At 67.1% G+C, this 19,341-nt stretch carries 8 protein-coding genes; 4 read left to right on the top strand and 4 right to left on the bottom strand.

Annotation, left to right across the window (positions count from 1 at the left end; genetic code table 11):
* Window positions 1-124 precede the first annotated feature (124 nt).
* The 4 genes from ASD69_RS07630 to ASD69_RS07620 all read left to right on the top strand — a co-directional run bounded on the left by ASD69_RS07630 (window position 125) and on the right by ASD69_RS07620 (window position 12,954).
* On the top strand, window positions 125-11,386 hold the full coding sequence (locus tag ASD69_RS07630; RefSeq protein ID WP_082576328.1) for a putative Ig domain-containing protein: 11,262 nt from the start codon (window positions 125-127) through the stop codon (window positions 11,384-11,386).
* Window positions 11,370-12,173 (top strand): hypothetical protein, encoded by an 804-nt coding sequence (locus ASD69_RS07625; RefSeq protein ID WP_157499075.1) that lies wholly within the window; start codon window positions 11,370-11,372, stop codon window positions 12,171-12,173. The genes ASD69_RS07630 and ASD69_RS07625 overlap by 17 nt, the downstream gene beginning before the upstream one ends.
* Before the next feature lie 17 nt (window positions 12,174-12,190).
* The gene (locus tag ASD69_RS21195) at window positions 12,191-12,406 is read left to right on the top strand and encodes a hypothetical protein (protein WP_082576327.1); all 216 of its coding nucleotides are present in this window, start codon (window positions 12,191-12,193) and stop codon (window positions 12,404-12,406) included.
* A gap of 128 nt (window positions 12,407-12,534) precedes the next feature.
* A complete protein-coding gene (locus tag ASD69_RS07620; protein WP_200943948.1) occupies window positions 12,535-12,954 on the top strand; it encodes a hypothetical protein in 420 nt (139 codons plus the stop codon).
* A 25-nt stretch (window positions 12,955-12,979) separates the two neighbouring features.
* Here ASD69_RS07620 and ASD69_RS07615 read toward each other — a convergent pair whose 3' ends face one another.
* Genes ASD69_RS07615 through ASD69_RS07600 form a run of 4 tightly spaced genes read right to left on the bottom strand, consistent with a single transcriptional unit; the run spans window position 12,980 to window position 19,032 of the window.
* Complete coding sequence (locus tag ASD69_RS07615; RefSeq protein WP_056175877.1) at window positions 12,980-15,673, bottom strand: bpX6 domain-containing protein; 2,694 nt, start codon at window positions 15,671-15,673, stop codon at window positions 12,980-12,982.
* Window positions 15,666-17,492 carry a hypothetical protein gene (locus ASD69_RS07610; RefSeq protein ID WP_056175874.1) on the bottom strand — a complete coding sequence of 609 codons (1,827 nt, stop codon included), beginning with the start codon at window positions 17,490-17,492 and terminating at the stop codon, window positions 15,666-15,668. The genes ASD69_RS07615 and ASD69_RS07610 overlap by 8 nt, the downstream gene beginning before the upstream one ends.
* Window positions 17,489-17,911 carry a hypothetical protein gene (locus ASD69_RS07605; protein WP_056175872.1) on the bottom strand — a complete coding sequence of 141 codons (423 nt, stop codon included), beginning with the start codon at window positions 17,909-17,911 and terminating at the stop codon, window positions 17,489-17,491. The genes ASD69_RS07610 and ASD69_RS07605 overlap by 4 nt, the downstream gene beginning before the upstream one ends.
* Window positions 17,908-19,032 (bottom strand): AAA family ATPase, encoded by a 1,125-nt coding sequence (locus ASD69_RS07600; protein ID WP_056176711.1) that lies wholly within the window; start codon window positions 19,030-19,032, stop codon window positions 17,908-17,910. Before ASD69_RS07600 ends, ASD69_RS07605 begins: the two co-directional genes overlap by 4 nt.
* Window positions 19,033-19,341 lie beyond the last annotated feature (309 nt).

The following is a 19,341-nucleotide window of genomic DNA, read 5'->3' as shown; positions in this document are numbered from 1 at the left end:
ATTCGTAGCGGCCTCTCGTCGACTGTCGGCGGGAGGTCGGGTATTGGCAGCGTTCTGCCGGGCTCCCTGATCGGGCCATGGATGGCGATGACTGCTTGGATGGCTATGCTCTGGGGAGAGCGGTATGAACAGGGAAAACGGTCGCGGTGGCCGTAGTTTGCGTACGTTCGCCTGGGGATTCCTGGGCGCGGTGGTGGTGGCGGGCGCGGTACTCGCGTCGGGCGCCCAGCAGCGGCTGATCGAGGCCTTCGGCGCCTCCGCGCCGGACTCGAACTTCTGCGCCATCTATCCGATCGCGGTTCCGGCCTCGCTGCTGCAAGGCGCGGCGCCCGGTACGGTGTTCGAGCGCATGCCGCGCGGCACCGGGGCCGGCAACTACAGCTGGCTGACCTGGTCCGGCCAACCCAGCGCGCCCACCCTGGCCGCCAGCCTGGTACCGCCGGGCGACAGCGATACCTATCGCAACCCCGATGACGCCCAGGATCAGCGACTGGACATCGGCGACTGGGCGCAAGGCGCGCCCGGCTCGATGAACGCCGCACAGGTGCGGCAGAACATGGCCGCCCTGGTGGGGCGCGACATCGTCGTGCCCGCGTACTCGCAGACGCGCGGACAGGGCAGCCGCTACGACTACCGCGTCCAGCAGTTCGCGGTGATTCGCCTGCGCGATTACCAACTGACCGGTCATGGCTGGCTGAGCCTCGAGTTCCGCGGTTACCAGCGTTGCTACAACCAGCCGCCGGTCGCGCAGGACCAGAACCTGTCGACGCCGGAAGACACCGCGTTGGCGCTCAGCCTCACCGCCACCGATACCCAGTCGGACAGCTTGACCTATCAAGTGCTGGAGCAGCCGCAGCACGGCACGCTCAGCGGCACGGCGCCCGACCTGGTCTATACCCCGGCGCCCAACTACAACGGCCCGGACCGCCTGACCTTCCGCAGCAACGACGGCGAGTTCGACTCCAACGTGGCCACCGTCGCGATCGAAGTGACGCCGGTCAACGACCCGCCGCATATCACCAGCGTGCCGCCGCTGCGGGCGCTGGACAATACGCCGTACCGCTACCCGGTTACGGCCGAAGACATCGACGTCGGCGACGTGCTGACGTATTCGCTGGTGAACGCGCCCGCAGGCATGCGCATCGATCCGGCTAGCGGCCTGATCGAATGGTCGCCCGGCGTCGACCAGGCCGGCGAGCACCCGGTGACTGTGGCGGTCACCGACCGCGCCGGCGCCAGCGATGCGCAGTCCTTCGTGGTAGTGGTGGAGCGCAGCAACCGTCCGCCGCTGATCGTGACCTCGGCGGTGCACGACGCGCCGGAACTGGAGGGGTATCTGTACCCGCTGCGCGCGCAGGATCCGGACCTCGGCGATCTGCTGCGATACGAACTGCTCAAGCGCCCGGATGGCATGACCATCGCGTCCGATACCGGCGATATAGCCTGGAACGGCGCCGGCTGGGCCGGCAACAACCGCCTGCCGAACGCGATGTGCATGGCCGGCGGCGAGCGTACCTCCAGCCTGGCCGCGGCCGCCGACGTGGTGGTGGTGGTCGACGAATCCGGTTCGATGTCGGGCGAGCACGATTGGATCGCCGACTTCGCCGCGCCGCTGGAAGCGCACCTGACCACCAACGGCGTCGGCGACGGCGCCGTCCCCAATCGCTACGGTCTGCTGGCCTACGACCCGGTGCCGCTGCCGATCAACGTCGGCACCACCCTGACCGGCGACTACCGCCAATTCATCACCGCCAGCGCGCAATTGGCGCTGCGCGGCAGCGGCACCGAGGATGGCTGGCGCGCGGTGCGCCACGCCATCTTCCAGTACCCGCTGCGCGAAACCACCGCGCGCAACATCATCCTGGTCACCGACGAAGACCGCGACAACACCGATGCGTCGATCACCTACGCGTCCCTGCTGGGCGAGATGCGCACGCAGAAGGCCGTGCTCAACGCGGTCGTCAATGCCCGCTTCAAGTGCGGCGACGGCAGCGCGGCCCTGGGTTTGGGCCAGCACAAGGTCGGCTACAAGGCCGATGGCCGCGGCGGCTTCCTGACCTGCGCCAACGCCAGCGCCTACGGCGGCGACGGCACCACGATCGCCGATTACGTCAACATGGCCCTGGAAACCGGCGGCGCGGCCTGGGACATCGAAGTCCTGCGCGACGGCGGCCGAGTGGCGCAGTCGTTCACCAACGCGCTGCTGAAGATCAAGGTGCAGGAAATCCTGCAGCAGCTGCCCACCCGCAATCTGCCCGACGTCTATGTGCACGGCCTGACGTCCAACGGCGCCACCATCGAACTGGACATCGGCAACCGCGGCTTGGCGCCGGTGGGCGACGCGATCGCCGTGCAGATCTTCGCCGACGACCAACTGGTGTCGGTGGAAGCCGTGCCGGACCTGGCGGCCGGCGCGCTCTCGCATCTGACCGTTCCGTGGTGGGTGCAGGCCGGCGCCGAGCCGGGCCGCCTGAGCGCGCGCATCCTGGTACCCACGCAGGTCGCCGAGTGCGCCACCGACAACAACGCGCTGGACGTGGCCTGGGTGCGCGCGCGCGTCACCGACCGCGCCGGCCTGTACGCCGAGCAGAGTTTCTCGGTGCAGGTGATCGACCAGAATCAGGCGCCGACCATCACCTCGATGCCGGCGGCGACCACCGGCGTCGGCCGACGCTATGTCTACGCGCCGACGGTGGCGGACCCGGACCGCGGCGACGCGATGTCCTACGCCCTGGCGACCGCGCCCATCGGCATGGCGGTCAACCGCCTGACCGGCGAACTCACCTTCGTGCCGGATGCCTCGCAAGCCGGGACGCACACGGTGGAACTGGTGGTGCGCGACCTAGCCGGCGCCGAGGCGCGCCAGCGCTACACGCTCAGCGTGGATGCTGCGATCCTGCCGCCTCGCTTCGTCTCCGAACCCGAGCGCCGGGCGGTGCAGGGCACGCTCTACGCCTACGCGACGCAAGTTACCGCGGCGCCGTCGTCCGAGCTGCGCTACGACGTCTTCATGGGCCCGGCCGGTCTGAGCATCGACGCCGCCACCGGCGCGGTGCAGTGGCAGGTGCCCGCCGCGTTCGCCGGCAAGAGCGAGCGCGTGGTGCTGCGCGTGCGCGACCAGCACGGCAACTACGATCTGCAGGTCTACACCTTGCTTGGCGATCTGCCCAATCAGGCGCCGCGCATCACCAATTCGCCGGCGCTGCAGGCCACGCTGGGTTCGGCGTATTCGTATTCGCCCACCGTCAGCGACGTCAACGTGCTGGAGCAGTTCGCGTGGCAGGGCACGATCCTGCCGCCGGGTTCCGACGTCGATGGCGTGAGCGGGCGCTTGAACTGGCCCGCCGCCTCGGTGAGCTCGCGCTATCCGGCCGCAATGGCGGCGGCCAATCCGTTCTGCCTGGCGCGCGACCCGGCGCTGGGCGAGTTCGCGCCCGGTTCGCGCTGGGCCAACACCAAGGTGCGGTTTCCGACCCAGCCGCTGGTGGGCCCGATCCTCGACACCAACATGGACGGCCAGCTGACCTCGGCCGACCTCACCGCGGTGGTGGCGATCAGCTGGACCGACACCACCGTCGGCAATCGCCGCCTGCATGCCTTCGATGCCCACACCGGCGAAACCCTGTGGAGCTATAACCAGCGCACGCCGGATTGGTACATCCAGCCGGCGATGGCCGATCTGGAAGGGCAGGGCAATGTCTCGATCCTGTTCGTGGACAGCCAGCGCTACCTGGTCGCCTTGCGCCCGGACGGCAGCCCGCGCTGGGTCAGTAACGTGCCGGTGGCCGCCAATGCGCTGAACTACAACGCGATCAGCGTGAGCGACCTGGACGGCGACGGAACCGCGGAGATCCTGATCGGTCCGTCGGTGTTTACGGCAGGCGGCACCCTGAAGTGGCAGTTCCCGGCCAGCGCCGACAGCCGCGGTCAGGCCCTGGCGATCGACCTGGATCAGGACGGCCGTCGCGAAGTGCTGTATCGCGGCGAGATCCGCGATGCCAACGGCGCGCTGCGCAAGAAGCTGCCCAGCGCCTTGGACGGCACCGTCAATTATGCGTATTACGCGCCGGTGCGCGTGGCCGGCAGCGCGCGTGCGCACATCGCGATCAGCGAACACACCAGCCGCGGCTATCGCTTGAGCCTGGTGGACGCCGACGGCAACAACGTGTGGTTGCGTACCGCGCAGGGCTCCACGGCCGGCCCGCTGCTGGTCGCCGATTTCACCGGCGACGGCAGCGAGGACATCTTCGTGGCCGCATCCGGTCGCCTGCATTCCAGCGCCGGTGGCGAGACCCTGTGGGATATCAGCGGCGCGACCAACTGGAGCGCGAACAATTCGCGCGCCGCGATGGCGGCCGATATCGACCGCGACGGCGAATTGGAAATCTTCACCACCAACCCGGGCTATGTGCAGGTTGTGGCCGGACGTACCGGTGCGGTGCTGTGGCGCTTCACCGGCATGAGCGACCATCACTCGCACACGCCGACCCTGGTGGACCTGGACGGCGACGGCAATGCCATGCTGCTGGTCAGCGAAAGCAACGCCCTGCGTGCCTACGGCTCGACCACACTGCCTTGGCATGCGGGCTCGCGCGTGCTGCATCAGAGCGCCTTCGCGCTGGATCAGGTCCGCAGCGATCTGCGGCCGACCCCCGCCGATGTTTCGCGCCCGCCCGCGGCCCTGTATGTGCAGGGCCAGCGTCAGGCGGTGACCCAGGCCACCACGTTCCGCTCCGACCTGCGCGTCTCGGCGCCGTACGGCGTGCAGAACGCCGCCGGCCTGACCCTGACCGCGGACGTCGTCAATCGCGGCACGGCCGGCAGCCGCCCGCTGGAGGTCGCGTTCTATCGGGGCGGCGTCGATGCCGGAAGTCTGATCGGCAAGGCGACCGTGCCGGCCGTCGCGCCCGGACAAAGCGTGGCCGCGCAGCTGGCGACCACGATCGAGGCGGTCGGCAACGAGGAGGTCACCGCGGTGATCCTCGCCGCCGCCGACGAGAACGAGTGCGAAGTCGGCAACAACATGGCGTCCGGCCGGGTCGCGTCGATCGCTGTCGCCGATCACGGCGGGCTGCAGGCCCGGCTGCTGTGGGTGGTGGCGGTCAGCGAGCGCATGCTCGCGCCCAGCATCACCAGCACCGCGCCGCGCAACGCGATCGAGCATCAGGCCTACCGCTACCAGGCCGCGGCGACCTCGCCGCACCTGGGCGACGCGGTGACCTACGAGTTGAGCAGCGCGCCGGACGGCGCGGTGGTCAATCCGCGCACCGGCGAGCTGACCTGGGTCCCGCGCTGGGGCCAGGTCGGTCGCTTTACCTTCGTATTGGCCGCGCGCAGCCTCAACGGCAACGCCACCCAGCAATCGTGGACCGTCGACGTAGCGGCCTCGACCGAGCCCAACCAGGCGCCGACGATCGTTTCGACCGCGATAACGGCCGCGACGGTGGATCAGGTCTACCGTTACGACGTGCGCGCCACCGATCCGGAAGGCCAACGCATCCGCTATTCGTTGGAGGGCGCGCCGGCGGGCATGCAGATCGATGCGCGCACCGGCACCGTGCTGTGGCAACCGAGTACCGCGCCGGCCACGCCGGTCGCGGTCAAGGTGGTCGCGACCGACGAGCGCAACGCGCGCGCGGAACAGGCCTACGCGATCAAGGTCTACGCCACGCCCAACCGCGCCCCGTCCATCACCAGTACGCCCGGCTTGTCGATGACGCTGGGCCAGGACTACGAATACGCCGCGGCCGCCGTCGATCCGGACGGCGATCCGTTGAGCTACGTCTGGAACCGCCTGCCCGCGGGTGCCGCGATCGGCCCGGCTTCGACCGTGCGCTGGACGCCGAGCGCCGCGCAGACCGGCGCGGTCGAGTTCGAACTGGAAGTGCGCGACGACCGCGGCGGTTGGGCGCGGCAAACCTTCACGGTGTACGTCAACGATCCGGTCAACCATGCGCCGCAGATCGTCAGTACGCCCAATCCGCGCGCGATCGTCGGCCAGGCCTACGTCTACGACGTCGCGGCCGAGGACGCCGATGGCGACGCGCTGAGCTACAGCTTGCTCGAGTACCCGCGCGGCATGGCGATGGCGGCCGACACCGGCCGCATCGAGTGGACGCCGGCGCTGAATCAGATCGGGCAGCACGCGCTCAAGGTGCAAGTGGCCGACGGCCGCGGCGGCGTGGCCTGGCAAACCTTCAGCGTGGAAGTGGTGGAGCAGAGCAGCGGCGGCGGCAACGGCGCGCCGGTGATCCATAGCGCGCCGGCCACCTCGGCCAAGCTGGGGCGTGCCTACCGCTACGACGTGCTGACCTTGGATCCGGACGGCGATCTGCTGGCCTACAGCCTGACCCAGGCGCCGGCCGGCATGACGATCGACGCCCAGACCGGCCGCATCGACTGGCAGCCCACCCAGATCGGCGACTACCCGGTTCGTCTGCGCGTCAGCGACGGCGCGCTGTGGACCGAGCAGGCCTGGCTGTTGCGCGTGGTCGAGGGCCTGGCCTTCAGCGCGACCCTGGATGTGCAGCCGTCGCAGGTCGGCCCGAACGAAGTGGTGACCGTGCAGGTGTTGCCGGTCAATGCCGGCTCGCAGGTCAGCGTGGAACTGCGCATGGACGGCGCTTTGGTGCCGGTGGACGCGAACCTGCGCGCGCTGGTGCAGACCACCCTGATCGGGCGTCATGCCCTGGTGGCGATCGTCAGCGACGGCACCGACACGGTCGAGGTCAGCGGCGAGTTCACCGTTCTGGACGCCAACAGCAGCGAGGGGCCGACCCTGACCCTGACCGCACCGGCGGACGACGCGGTGGTGACCGCGCCGACAACGATCACCGGCTCGGTGCAGGACACCGATCTGGCGGGCTGGAAGCTGTATCTGGTCGACCGCGACGGCAGCAATGCGCAGCAGCTGGCCAGCGGCACCGCCGCGGTGTCCGGCACGCTGGGGCAACTCGATCCCACGCGCCTGCTCAACGGCCAGTACGTGGTCGTGCTGGAAGCCTGGGACAGCGCCGGCCATCAGTCCAAGGCGTTCAGCAGCATCGTGGTCGACGGCGAGATGAAGCTGGGGCATTTCAGCCTGAGCTTCCCCGACGTGTCGATCCCGGTGATGGGTATTCCGATCACCGTCACGCGCACCTACGACACCCGCCGCAGCCACGAGAAGCTCGACTTCGGTTATGGCTGGAGCGTCGACTATCAGAACGTGCGCGTGCACGAATCGCGCACGATCGGCCTGGGCTGGAGCTTGAACGAGTATCGCTCGGGCTTCTTCAGCAACTGGTGCGTGCAGCCGCAGGGCGATCCGATCGTCACCGTCGCGTTGCCGGACGGCAAGCTGGAGAAGTTCCGCGCCAAGGCGATGCCGGAGTGCCAGTTCATCGTGCCCAACATCGACGTGCAGATCGTGTTCGAGGCCCTGCCGGGGACGACCTCCAAGCTGGAGCAGACCACCCTGGGCAGCGTCAGGCTGGCGGGCAACCAGCTGATCGATCTGGGCGAGATCGGTCCGGCGGACCCGAACGACTATGCCCTGACCACCAAGGAGGGCATGCGCTACGACCTGCGCCAGGGCGTCGGCATCCGCCGGGTCACCGACCTGGACGGCAACACCCTGACCTACACCCGCGACGGCATCGTGCATTCCAGCGGCGTGGGCGTGCAGTTCATCCGCGACAGCGCGGGTCGAATCTCCACCATCCGCCTGCCCGACGGCAACTTCATCGACTACACCTACGACTTCGCGGGCAACCTGACCGCGTCGGTGGACCAGCGCGGCGAGGTCACCCGTTACGGCTACCTGGAAGGCCGTTTCCCGCATTATCTGCAGGACATCATCGATCCGCGCGGCGTCCGCGCCTCGCGTAGCGAGTACGACGAGAACGGGCGCCTGATCGCGCATATCGACGCGGAAGGCAGGCGGATCGAATACACCGTCGATCTGGTCGGCCGCACCCAGGTGGTCAAGAACCGCCTGGGCCAGTCGACGACCTACGCCTACGACGAAAACGGTCGCGTGACCCAGGAAATCAATCCGCTGGGCGAGGTCACCAAGCACGGCTACGACGCGTACGGCAACGAGCTCAGCCGCGAGAACGGCGAGGGCGAGGTCTGGCGCTGGGAGTACGACGCCGCCGGCAACAAGATCAGCGAAACCAATCCGCTGAATCAGACCACGCGCTGGACCTACGACAGCCGCGGCCAGGTGCTGACCCAGACCGACGCCAGCGGCGCGACGGTGGCCAACAACGTCTACAACAGCCGCAACGGCCAGTTGACGTCGTCCACCAACGCGCTGGGCCAGAAGACCGAGTACACCTACGCCACCAGCGGCGACTTGGCGAGCGTGCGCTTGCCGGACGGGACGACCACGTCGTACGCCTACGACAGTCGTGGCAACAAGACGCGCGAGACCAACGCCCTGGGCGCGGTCATCGTGTACACCTACGACGATGCCGGCCACGTCTTGACCGAGACGCGTACGCGCACGGCGGCGGACGGCGGCACCCGCTCGCTGGTCACCCGCCACACCTACGACGCCAAGGGCAACCGTACCTCCACCACCGATCCGACCGGCCAGGTGTCGCGTTGGGAGTACAACGCGATCGGTAAGCAGTCGGCGGACATCGACGCCAACGGCAACCGCACCGAGATGGACTACGACGCGTTCGGCCAATTGGTCGAGACGCGCCATCCGGACGGCACCCGCGACCGCTCGGTGTACGACGCGGAGAGCCGCGTGATCGCCACGATCGACCGCGCCGGGCGCACCACGACCATGGTGTACGACGCGGCGGGCCGCTTGATCGAGACCCATCTGCCCGACGGCGCGGTCAGTCGCATCGGTTACGACAAGGCCGGACGCGAGGTGCGGCGCGAGGATGCGCGCGGCAACGCCACCACCATCGCCTACGACGATGCCGGACGCCAGACCGTCGTGGCCGACGCGCTGGGGCGGTCGACCACCACCGCCTACAACGTCAACGGCACCAAAGCCAGCATCAAGGACGCGCTGGCGCGTACGACCAAGTTCGTCTACGACCCGCTGGGCCGACTGGTCGAGACCCTCCATCCCGACACGACGACCGCCGACACCGACAACCCGCGTAGCCTTCTCGGCTACGACGCCCAGGGCCGGAAATCCAGCACGACCGACGAAATGGGTCGTGTCACCGCCTTCGAGTACACGCCGACCGGGCAACTGTCGGCGGTGGTGGATGCCGCGGGTAGCCGGACCACGTTCGCCTACGACGAGATGGGCAACAAGATCGCGCAGACCGACGCATTGGGGCGCGTCACGCAATGGGCTTACGACGACGCCGGCCGCCCGGTCGCGCGGACCTTGCCGGGCGGGCAGGTCGAAACCTGGGCGTACGACGGCAACGGCAATCGCGTCGGCCATGTCGACTTCAACGGCGCGCAGCGTCAGTTCCGTTACGACGCGATGAATCGAGAGCTGGAGGTGCGGCATGCCGACGGCTCCGGCGCGGTCACCACGTACACCGCTACGGGGCAGATCGCCACGCGTACCGACGGCGCCGGCACCGCAAGCTACGGCTACGATGCCGGCGACCGCCTGAACTCGGTCGTGCAGGCCGACGGCGTGGCCATCGCGTATCAGTACGATCCGATGGGCAACCGCCTGCGCATGACCACCGCCAGCCAGGACGTCGCCTACACCTACGACGCGCTGAATCGACTGGCCACCGTCGTTCGCGGCGGCGCCACCACCACGTATGGATACAACGAGGTCGGCAGTCGCAGCCTGCTGCAGTTGCCCAACGGAAACCGCGCCGACTACACCTATGATGTGCGCAACCGCCTGAAGACGCTCACCCACCGTTCCGCGGCCAACGCGGTCCTGTTGGGCTTCACCTACACGGTGGACAACACCGGCCTGCGTACCCAGGCGGTGGAGAGCAGCGTGGGTTCGACGCGCACCGTGACCTACCAGTACGATGCGCTCAAGCGGCTCAAGCGCGAGCAAGTGGTCGACAGCACGCGCGGCAACCGCACCACCGACTGGACCTACGACGCGGTCGGCAATCGCCTCACCCAGGTGCGGACCAAGGCCGGCGTCACCACCAGCACGGCCTACACCTACGACGTCAACGACCGCTTGCAGCGCGAGGACGTCGGCGGTGGCGGGGCGGTGCAGTACCGTTACGACGCCAACGGCAGCCTGATCGAACGCAGCGATGTCGCGGGGCTGAGCATGTACAGCTACGACGGCGGCGACCGCCTAGTCGATGCGGTCACGCCGACCGGCGCGATGTCTTACCGCTACGATCCGGCCGGCATCCGCCAGGCGCAGACGGTCAACGGCGTGACCACGCGTTACGTGGTCGATCCAACGGCCCGCAACGATCAGGTCATCGAGGAGCACACCGGCGCGCGCGCGGTGCTGTACCTGATGGGCGACGATCGCATCGGGCGCAGCGACGGCGGACAGACGGTCTATCTGCACGGCGACGGATTGGGCAGCACGCGTTTGCTGACCACCTCGGCGGGTGCGGCGGCGGACCGCTACTGGTTCGAGGCCTTCGGCGAAACCGAGTCGCACACCGGCTCCAGCGACAACGCGTTCCTGTTCGCCGGCGAGCAGCTCGATCCCAACCTGGGCTTCTACTATCTGCGTGCGCGCTACATGAACCCGGCCAACGGGCGCTTCACCCAGATGGACGCCTACTCCGGCGACGACAGCGATCCGGTCAGCCTGCACAAGTATCTGTACGCCAACGCGAGTCCGGCCTATTACGTGGACCCCAGCGGCTATTTCAGCGACCTGGGCGGCATGACCATGGGCCTGCAGATCCAGGCGCAGCTGTCGGTAACCGCCGTGCCATCCCTGGTCACCGCGGGCTTGATCGCCAAGGTGACGCTGTACTCGGTCGCGGCCGTGACCGGCACCTACGTCCTGACCGACGTGCTGATCCGCACCAAGCTGGAGGAGTGCATCAACTCGGCGAAGTCCGGCGAGAACAAGTGCAAGCCGCAGTTCGCCATGTTCCTGGTCGGCGACGACAGCGCCGAGGTGCGCGCGCATGTCGGCGACGCGCTGAGCGAGGGCAAGCCATCGATGCTGTCGCGGCAGGAACCCCCGCACAGCCGCGCCTGGTTGCGACTGAACAAGGGGCCGGGCCGTGCCTGCGCCGGTGGCGCAGGCACGGATTGCGACGAGTATCCCTGGGCGGCCAGTCGCGAAGGCGGCGCGGCCAACGACGTGTCGTTGCGCAGCGTGAACGAATCGCAGAACCGCAGCGTCGGCTCGCATCTGCGCTGGTTCCATGCGCGCTGCGGCATCCCCGCCAACACGCCCAGCCGCAAGTACAAAGTGGTCGCAGTGCGCGGCCTGCCCGTTACAGGCTATGTCTGCTCGCGATAAGCTGATGCGTCGGCGGCTTCTGGTGGCGGTCCTGCTGATCCTGGCAGGCTGCGCCCGAACGCCGCCGGATACGCCGAGCCAGAGCGAGCACGCCATGACCTTGGATCAACGGGTTTCCGGATACGCAGGCACGCCGACGGACTGGCGCCGGTTCCTGGATTGCTGGTCGCGCGAAGTCGGACAGGCGCGCAGCGCGGGCCCGGAGCCGCTGGTCGCGACGGTCGCGTTGCCGCTGGAGGAGGGCGCGCTGGAGCGGACAATCGAGGAACGCCAACGCGCGCTCGGCGTCGCGTTGCCGCGTTCCTATCTGGACTTCATTCGTGCGCAACGTCCGCAGGCGGACTGGCGAACGATCGCGCACGGCACCGGCTTTCTATCGCTGGGCGCGGTCGACACCGTCGCGCGTCTCGACCCGGAGGGATTGGCGCTCGCGCAAGCTCAGCCGCTGCATGCCGACGATGGCCGGTACTTCGTCTACGGCATCGATCAGGACAGCGCCACGACGCGTTCGCGCTACCTGCAAGACGCCCTCGTGGTAGGTAAGTACGGCGATAGCCTGTACGAGCAGATCGTGCTGTTCCCGCAGGCCCGCACCCGCGACGGGGAAATGGAAGCCGCCTTGCTGGGGTGGTCCGGCACGTTTCGAGCGACGTCTTTCGCCGAGCTGATGCGCCAGCTTCACTACTTCGACCTGGGCCGTTCGGATCAACTGCCGCCGTACGCGCAGGACCGGCTTCGCGGCACCTGTGCCGATGCGATGCCGATGCGCGAGGTCTGGTGGAAGTAGGCGGGGCGTAGCCGATCATGGGAGCCCGCAAACGACGCTATGTAGGCCGGGCGGTCCCGGGCGACGGCTGGCGCGTTTGGGACAACAGCCTGAAACGCTGGTGGGGTAACGTGTTCGCCGAGTATCCGCAGGCGGCGTTGGACGAACTCAACGGCCAGGGCTCGCCCGAGCGCCTGACCGAATTGGGCAAGCAGTCGCGCCGTCCAAAGGCGGCACGGAAGCCCTCCGGTTAGCGACGCGCGCGTCGCGCGCCGAGCCGATTCGCTATGCTTGAACCGTGCTACGCGCGGCCGGCGTCGCCAGTCGGACGGTCGCGTTCCGCGCTCAGCTTTCCATTCCAAGCCACCTCCAGGAACCGATCATGGACGACAAGATCACTCCCGCACCGATTATCGACGCGGACATTCAAGCCCGGACACAGGACTCCGTCGCCACCGCGATGGAGGCGATCGCCTCCCTGCGCCGCGTGTCGCCCGACGCCGCCGACCTGGTCGCGCATTCGGCGGCCGCTTACTTCGACGGCATCTCCCAGCTCGCCCTGGCTAGCCAGGCGGTATTGCTGAAGCAGATGACCCAGGGACTGACCGATCAGGCGCCGAACAACGCCGCGGAAGATGCGCTGGGCATTCTGGCCACAGACCTGTTCATGAGCGCGGCTGCCGCCGTCGCCGCGGCGGCCGGCGCGATGGAAGCCGAGTCGGCGGGCTTCGCCATCGACAAGATCGACCAGAGCATCGCCAAGTACTCCGAGTTGCTACGCAGCCGCGCGGGTCGCGGGTGAAGGCCGGTGCCGCGGCGCCGAAGATTTAAAGCACGGAAATGGCGTGCGCGCTTGAACGTGCGATGAGTACGTCCAATAGACGTCCCGTTGCGTCATGAAACAACAAGTGCTCCGCTTGTTCACGCGCGAACGCCAATGCCCCGGCCGGCCAGTCCACCTTCGCCACCAAGGTTCCATTGTCCAGCCGCACCACGAAGTAGCGGCTGCCTGATGGTTCGTGCAAGCCGACGATCATCCCCAGGCTGAAGGGAACGAAAGTGCAGTGAAACTCCTGTGCGGGAGCTTCCTCGCTCAATACGCAGTACCGATCGACGCCGTCGCGTTGATAGCACAGCTCGATCTGCGTCCCGTTTGACAAGCGCACCTGCGGTTGCTGCACCGTGGATAGGCGATGCGGTAGCAACGGGCGGTCGTCGTGCAGGCGGAGTTCGCTGCGTGCTTGAAGGCGGCGCCCCGGCAGGGCGTAGCTCCAATCTTGCAGGCCGTCCGTCAGGCCCACCAGGTAAATCTCTCGATCGGAGAAGAAGCCGGCGGCGACGATGGGGCCCGGTAGGTCGGCGACATGCCAGAGCACTTCGCGGGTGTCCTTGGCGGTATCGATTACGACAATGCGATTGGCCATGACCACGGTCCAGCCGATGCCATCGAAACGGGGTGCCGCGAACTGCAACGCAATCACGCCAAGATCGACGATTGCATGGTTTACCAGGTCCAATCTGGAAACACGCGACGCTTGTTCTCGAGGTGCGATGGCCAGCGCCACTTCGCCGCTGTCGGCGAGGACCAGCTTGAACGCGGGCACGGTGTAGCGTTGCCTGATCCGGCCATGCGAATCCAGTATCGCAGCGCCGGATTCACCCAGTGCCACGAGATAACGGCCACCGGGAAGCGCGGCGGCATCGTGTATCTCATGAAGACCGGCCCTTGGAGCCTGCAGCGCTAGGGGTTCGGTTCGTAGCCAAAGCGATTTGTCCGGCTCCGTCTTTGGGCCGGCCCAGCGGGGCACATCGGCGATGAGATAGGCATCGTTCGAAATTTTCAGCAGCCGGCTCAGATCCTTGTTGCTGAAGTTGTTCTGGCCGGCCGCGCGATCCGCCGCGACGGCGGGCAAAACCGACGTCGCCAGCGCTCGCAAGGTTTCGTTCTTGCCACCACATACGAGCAGGGCCCCTGCCAGAGCCGATCTGGCGCCCGGCTCGGATAGCGGGTCCGACAGAACCTCTATCCTCGCCGCGTAATGCTGCAGCGTTTCCGGTAGCAGGGCGGCTCGCTGCACCAGTGCGCGCGCAGAGAGTTCAGTGCCGGCCTCTTCCGCTGCCTTGAGCCATGCCAGGGCGTGATCGCGAGCGTGCGGCAGCTGCCAGATGGCATCGACGGCGCCGAGCCAGTCGCCACGCTGCACCTTTGCGTGCCCCCATTCCAATCGCAGCTCGTCCGCAAGCTTCGGATGAGAGGCTTGGAGGTGCTGAATCGCCTCCGAGAAGGCGTCGTCTCTTCGCGCCACCTGTAGCGCCCGTTGCGTATCGCCCGAAAGCATGAGCAATCGGATGATCATGCCGGGTGGCATATCCCACCCCAGCGCAAGCTCCGCTGCCTGGGAGTGGCGGCCATGCTTGACCAGATAGTCGAGCGCCTCCTGACGCGCGTTCAGAAGTTCCGCCAGTACGAACACAGCTTCGTCGATGCTGCCCTGGCAGTCGAATCGCTCGAATGCGGTCCGGTACAGACGGCGCAGATGAGACTGCAGGTCCTCGCCGATGCCGATGCTCGAAGAGGGGCCCAGGTGGGTGGACAAGCGCAGATCTTGCCGTCTTTGGCCGGCCGAGAAGGCGGGCCCCAACGAGCCCGCGAGGCCGCCCAGCGGTATCGCATTGCGCAGGGCCTCGTTCAGGTCGCCTCTCTCGAACATATTCATCATGCGGCGCAGGTGGGCGCCTTGCCGGTAACCAATCAGCTTGGCGATCTTCGAGAGCATGGCCAGACGCGCCATTCTTTCGCGCCATGGCTGGAGTCCGTTCGGTCGTCGACGAGGCGAAACCGCCCTGGCCGAGGCGCCACCGGTCGCCGGGCCTGGGACGGCCCTGAAGAACGCCGAGAGCATCAGGCCGATGATGCTGTCCCGCGCTGCGCCGATGCCATGCTTCAGGGAACGAGGTTCCCCACTGTTGACTTCCCTGCCGGCTTGCTTATCGGCGATATCGCGAAGTAGAGCCTCGCTGTCCTTACTTTGTGGCGGAATCTTGTCGCCCAGCAGGCTGCGCACACTCTTGCCGTCGAGTCGGGGGACTTTCAGGGCGGCATCGGCGATGCGGCAATCGTAGGTATCGTGCAGGGCGTAGCCGCCGACATCTATCGAAGCTGACATGTCGAGTTCGATCGCTTGCTCAAGCGTCAGGCTGAGGACCTGGGCGCCTTGCACGATTCCGATATCGGTGGCCGGAAGCCGGGCCAGCTCGCGAGACGTCAGCGGCGCCGAATACATGCCGCCTTGAATGCGACAAAGCGCCAGCCCCTGCGTGGTCTCGCAAACCAGAATCCGAGGCTGGGGGAAGCACAGCGCATCCCCGGTCGCGAAGCGGTAGGCGCGGCAGCCTGGCACCCAGGCCGCGAGCAAGCGGGCCGATCGCAGATCGGGTGCGATCCAGCTGGGGAACCAAAGGCCGGACACCGCTTGCTGTCCCCGCCACACAGGGTGGCGGACATTGGCCGAATCACTCATCGGCAGCCTCCGCTTGGCCGCTCACGCTCATCAGCAAGCGGCGACCGCCGTCGCCGAGCAGGATCAGTTGGCCGTCGAGGTTGATCAAGGCGACCAGGTCGCCGTCGATTCCTAGCGATACCGCCACGATGTCTCTCGACGAGCGATAGATGTCTTCGATGCCATCCGGTCCGACCCCGATCAGCCCGCGGCGATCGGCGCTGAGAGCGAGCAATATGTGCTTGGTATGCGTTTGCCCGTCCTTGATCAGTCCCAGTGCCTTCGAGCCCGGCGCGATAGTCAGTTCGTACTCGCGAAAGCCATCCTGGGGCCGGCCCTCGAACAAGCGATATATGCTGGATTTGCTTCTCTTGCCTTCGGGGCGTTGTTCGACGCAGACGGCGCCATTCCATTCCTTGTCGCGCATGGCCCCGCAAAAGAACACCGCGGCGGGTTTCCCCGAAATCGGAAGACTCGTCACCAGCGTCTTGTTTCCGTCGCGATGCACGAGTTTGATCTTCAGTTTGCCGGCCTTGTGCGCGGCATACATCAGCCTCTGCGGGTCGGCCTGCACGAGCGCGACCACCGCTTCGTCCAGAATCACATGCGCGGCATCGCTGCGGCCATGGGACGCGCTGGCGTTGGTCCAGGTCAACAGGCGACCGGCGTTGTCCAGTACGGCGATACGGTGGGTTTTTCCGCCATTGTTCAGCCACACGCAACTGAGCCACCGAGCGAGCCCGGGGGTGACGGTGAATTCCCGGCTGGAAGGGCGTTGTACGGTCTGGAAGCCCCATATTTTCCAGAAGTACAGGTGATGGGCATCGGCTACGATGCCACCGAAGCTGCCTCCCGAGAGCGCGCCGCAAAGCAACTGCGCTCCGGACGACCAGTTGCCGTAACGAGGTTTGGCGGGCTTTTCCTTCTCGCTGCGCTGGATCTTGATGACCATGGCACGGCTTTCGCCCAACAACGGCAAGGCTACGTAATCGCCGCCAATGCTGAGCAGGGGAGGTTGTCGCAGGGACAGTTTTCCTGCGGTCCTTCGATGCGCGGCCGCGTTGGCATTTCCCAGGAAGTCGCCACGCAGCAACTGCGCGGCCTGTTGCGCGGGCGGCATCGGCAGGTCCACGCTGCGCCGGTTTTGAGCGCTGCCAAGACGGACATGCAGACGGTGGTCGAAGCCGCGCCGCACCGAACCGACATGGCTGAAGGCGTCCACGTTTTCATCGGTCGCCGCCAGCAGCCAGCGTTCGCCGGGGGGAAGGTCGGCGGAGTCGAAGTAGTCGCGCCAGGCTCGATGCCGGTCCGCCCCCGAGACTTCGTGCGTGCGGGCGCTCAGCATGTTCTTCAGCATCGCGGAAGAGTCGTTCTCCGTCAGGACGCCGGGTCTGTGGGCCAAGCCCCACGCGAAACGCATATGCGTCGCCTGCGCGCGACGGGCCAGCAGTATCCACATCGCTACATGCACCAGACGCGCAGCGCCCCACTGCGAGGGGCCAGCGTCGAATACGACGGCGATCAAACCGTCGGATTGGGGCGTGACCAGCCGAGGGGCGAGGAACAGGTGTTCGTGGTAGGCGGCGCGGCGCAGGAACTCGTCCGGCAACGCGTCGGCGAGCGCCCATTCGCTCAACAGCAGGCGTTCGTAAGGGCCGCGCTGGCGCAGGTCGTCGACGCCGTCGGGTTCGATCTTGCCCCGCTGAAGGCGGCTGTTGCCGCGGCTCAACAGCGGATCCAGGCGCAGCAGTAGCTCGCCGACGATCGTCGCTATTTCAGGGTCGAACCAATCCAGCCAGACACTCCACGGCTGAAGTGCCGGCGGCAGCTTCGTCGTCATTGGTCGCCCTGCCAGCGGCTCCGAATCTGCCGTAGCAAACCTGCGTCGGCCGGCAGCAAGCGGGTCAGAGGCACCAATTGCCCTGGCTCCCGCAGCAGTAGCATGGGCATTCGGGGGTGCTTGCGCCGGATCGCCTGCTCCAACAAATCGATGGGAATCGCGGGGCGTTCCGCAACGGGTAACCACAGCGCCGTCGCTTCATCGTGCGGCGCGATGTATTGAACGCCATCCGCCCAGGGCAGTAGCTGCGCCGGTCCCGTCAGTATCAATACGTCGTCGTTGGCTGTCGCCATCAGCCCGGTATCGCCGCCTTGCGCGAGCCGCTCGACGATCGTGAGCAGATGCCGGGCGACCGAGCCGATCCCGATTACGCCCTGGGGTTGAGGCGGGTCGGGTTCATCCCGCCAGGACCAGGTCATGAGTCTGTGTGGGTGCGCTCGATCAGACGAGCGCGCTCGACAGCCAATTCCTCTGGAAGCGAGCGAGGAGTGAAGTTGGCGTCGATCTCGCGCAACAGCGCTTCGGCGATCGTGCGCATTGAGGGCGTGTCCTGCTCGTGCAGGCAGCTGCGCGCGGCTTCCACCAGCCTCGTCGCCCGCGAGACCGGTTGCAGCGTGGCGTGCTCGACGGCGGCGCGCAAGGTCGGATTGGCGGCGGAGACCAAGGAGTCGCGCAGGACCTCCTGCGCACTGGTCTGGGCCTCACGCGTGGGCAGCACGTAAAAGATCGGCCACAGATCGGCTTCGGTTGCGGTTTGGCGTCCGGCGAGGACCGTTGCGGCCGCAATCAGGCGCTGGGTCTTGACGATCCTTCGGTCCGACAAGCTCAAGCCGGCGCCGCGCAGCTTGCGGATTGCGTTGGCGAGCGCGCCTCGCGCCTCGTCCATATTCACCCGCGCCACTTCGCCGCCGAGCAGGTCGATATCCGTCAGATCGGCGAAATGCGTGACTTTCGCCTGGTCTGCCTGCCAACCTCCGGTCAGCATCGCTTCGAGCCGATGATCGGGCACCGGATCGATGAACAGGTGCAGCAGGAAGCGATCCGCGAAGGCGGCGAGAGATTCATCTTCCGGAAGCGCGTTAGCGGCGCCGATGCAGACCCGGAGCGGGCACGGAAGATCGGTATGGCCGCGTCGGAAACGGCGTTCGTTCAGTACGCCCAGCAAGGTGTTCAGGATGGCGGTCGACCCCAGGAACACCTCGTCGAGAAAAGCGACCTCGGCCTCCGGCAGCATGCCCGCAACGTCCGTCTCGACCGTGCCCTCGCGAAGCTTGCGCAGATCGACCGGGCCGAAAAGTTCGGCCGGCTCCGTGAAGCGACCCAGCAGGTACTCGAAATAGCGTCCGCCCAGCGCTGCAGCGACCCGTCTCACGACCGCGCTTTTCGCCGTGCCCGGAGGGCCGACGATCAGGAGATGCTCTCTCGCCACGGCCGCCAGAACCATCAATTCCGCCAGTTGCTCGCGCTCTACCAGGCCGGTGGTCGCGGAATGGACGGTCTCGCGTATGCGTGCGGCGGTGCTTTCTATGATTTGAGACATGATTCGGCAGTAGGTGTGCGCCGTGCGAGCCTGGGCCGGCATGGTCGGTGCGGAAGAATCCCCATCACACTTTGCCGGATTTCCGGGGCTGCCGAAAGCCTCGGATCCCGCCCGACCGGATGCGCCCGCCTTCACCAGAGCGCGCGCCTGGCGTCGATGGTGGACGCGGCACGACTTGGTCCGGCATCGGTGTTTGGATTGGCGCCCCGTCGCTGCGATGCATTAGGGATCCATCCGGTGCGGTCGACTCCATCGGGATCGCGGCATCGCTCGGCGCACACGCAGTGGCAGGTTCGCGTGCCCGGCGAT

Origin of the sequence: Lysobacter sp. Root604, from assembly GCF_001427505.1 — a bacterium.
In the GTDB taxonomy this organism is placed as follows: Bacteria; Pseudomonadota; Gammaproteobacteria; order Xanthomonadales; family Xanthomonadaceae; genus Lysobacter.
Note: the sequence above shows the minus strand (reverse complement) of the source record. Positions and strands in the feature narration are given on the sequence as shown.

Coding starts and splice junctions, on each gene's coding strand:
- ASD69_RS21195 (WP_082576327.1), top strand. CDS start 12,191: ATGGGAGCCCGCAAACGACGCTATGTAGGCCGGGCGGTCCCGGGCGAC.
- ASD69_RS07600 (WP_056176711.1), bottom strand. CDS start 19,032: ATGTCTCAAATCATAGAAAGCACCGCCGCACGCATACGCGAGACCGTC.
- ASD69_RS07610 (WP_056175874.1), bottom strand. CDS start 17,492: ATGACGACGAAGCTGCCGCCGGCACTTCAGCCGTGGAGTGTCTGGCTG.
- ASD69_RS07620 (WP_200943948.1), top strand. CDS start 12,535: ATGGACGACAAGATCACTCCCGCACCGATTATCGACGCGGACATTCAA.
- ASD69_RS07625 (WP_157499075.1), top strand. CDS start 11,370: ATGTCTGCTCGCGATAAGCTGATGCGTCGGCGGCTTCTGGTGGCGGTC.
- ASD69_RS07605 (WP_056175872.1), bottom strand. CDS start 17,911: ATGACCTGGTCCTGGCGGGATGAACCCGACCCGCCTCAACCCCAGGGC.
- ASD69_RS07615 (WP_056175877.1), bottom strand. CDS start 15,673: ATGAGTGATTCGGCCAATGTCCGCCACCCTGTGTGGCGGGGACAGCAA.
- ASD69_RS07630 (WP_082576328.1), top strand. CDS start 125: ATGAACAGGGAAAACGGTCGCGGTGGCCGTAGTTTGCGTACGTTCGCC.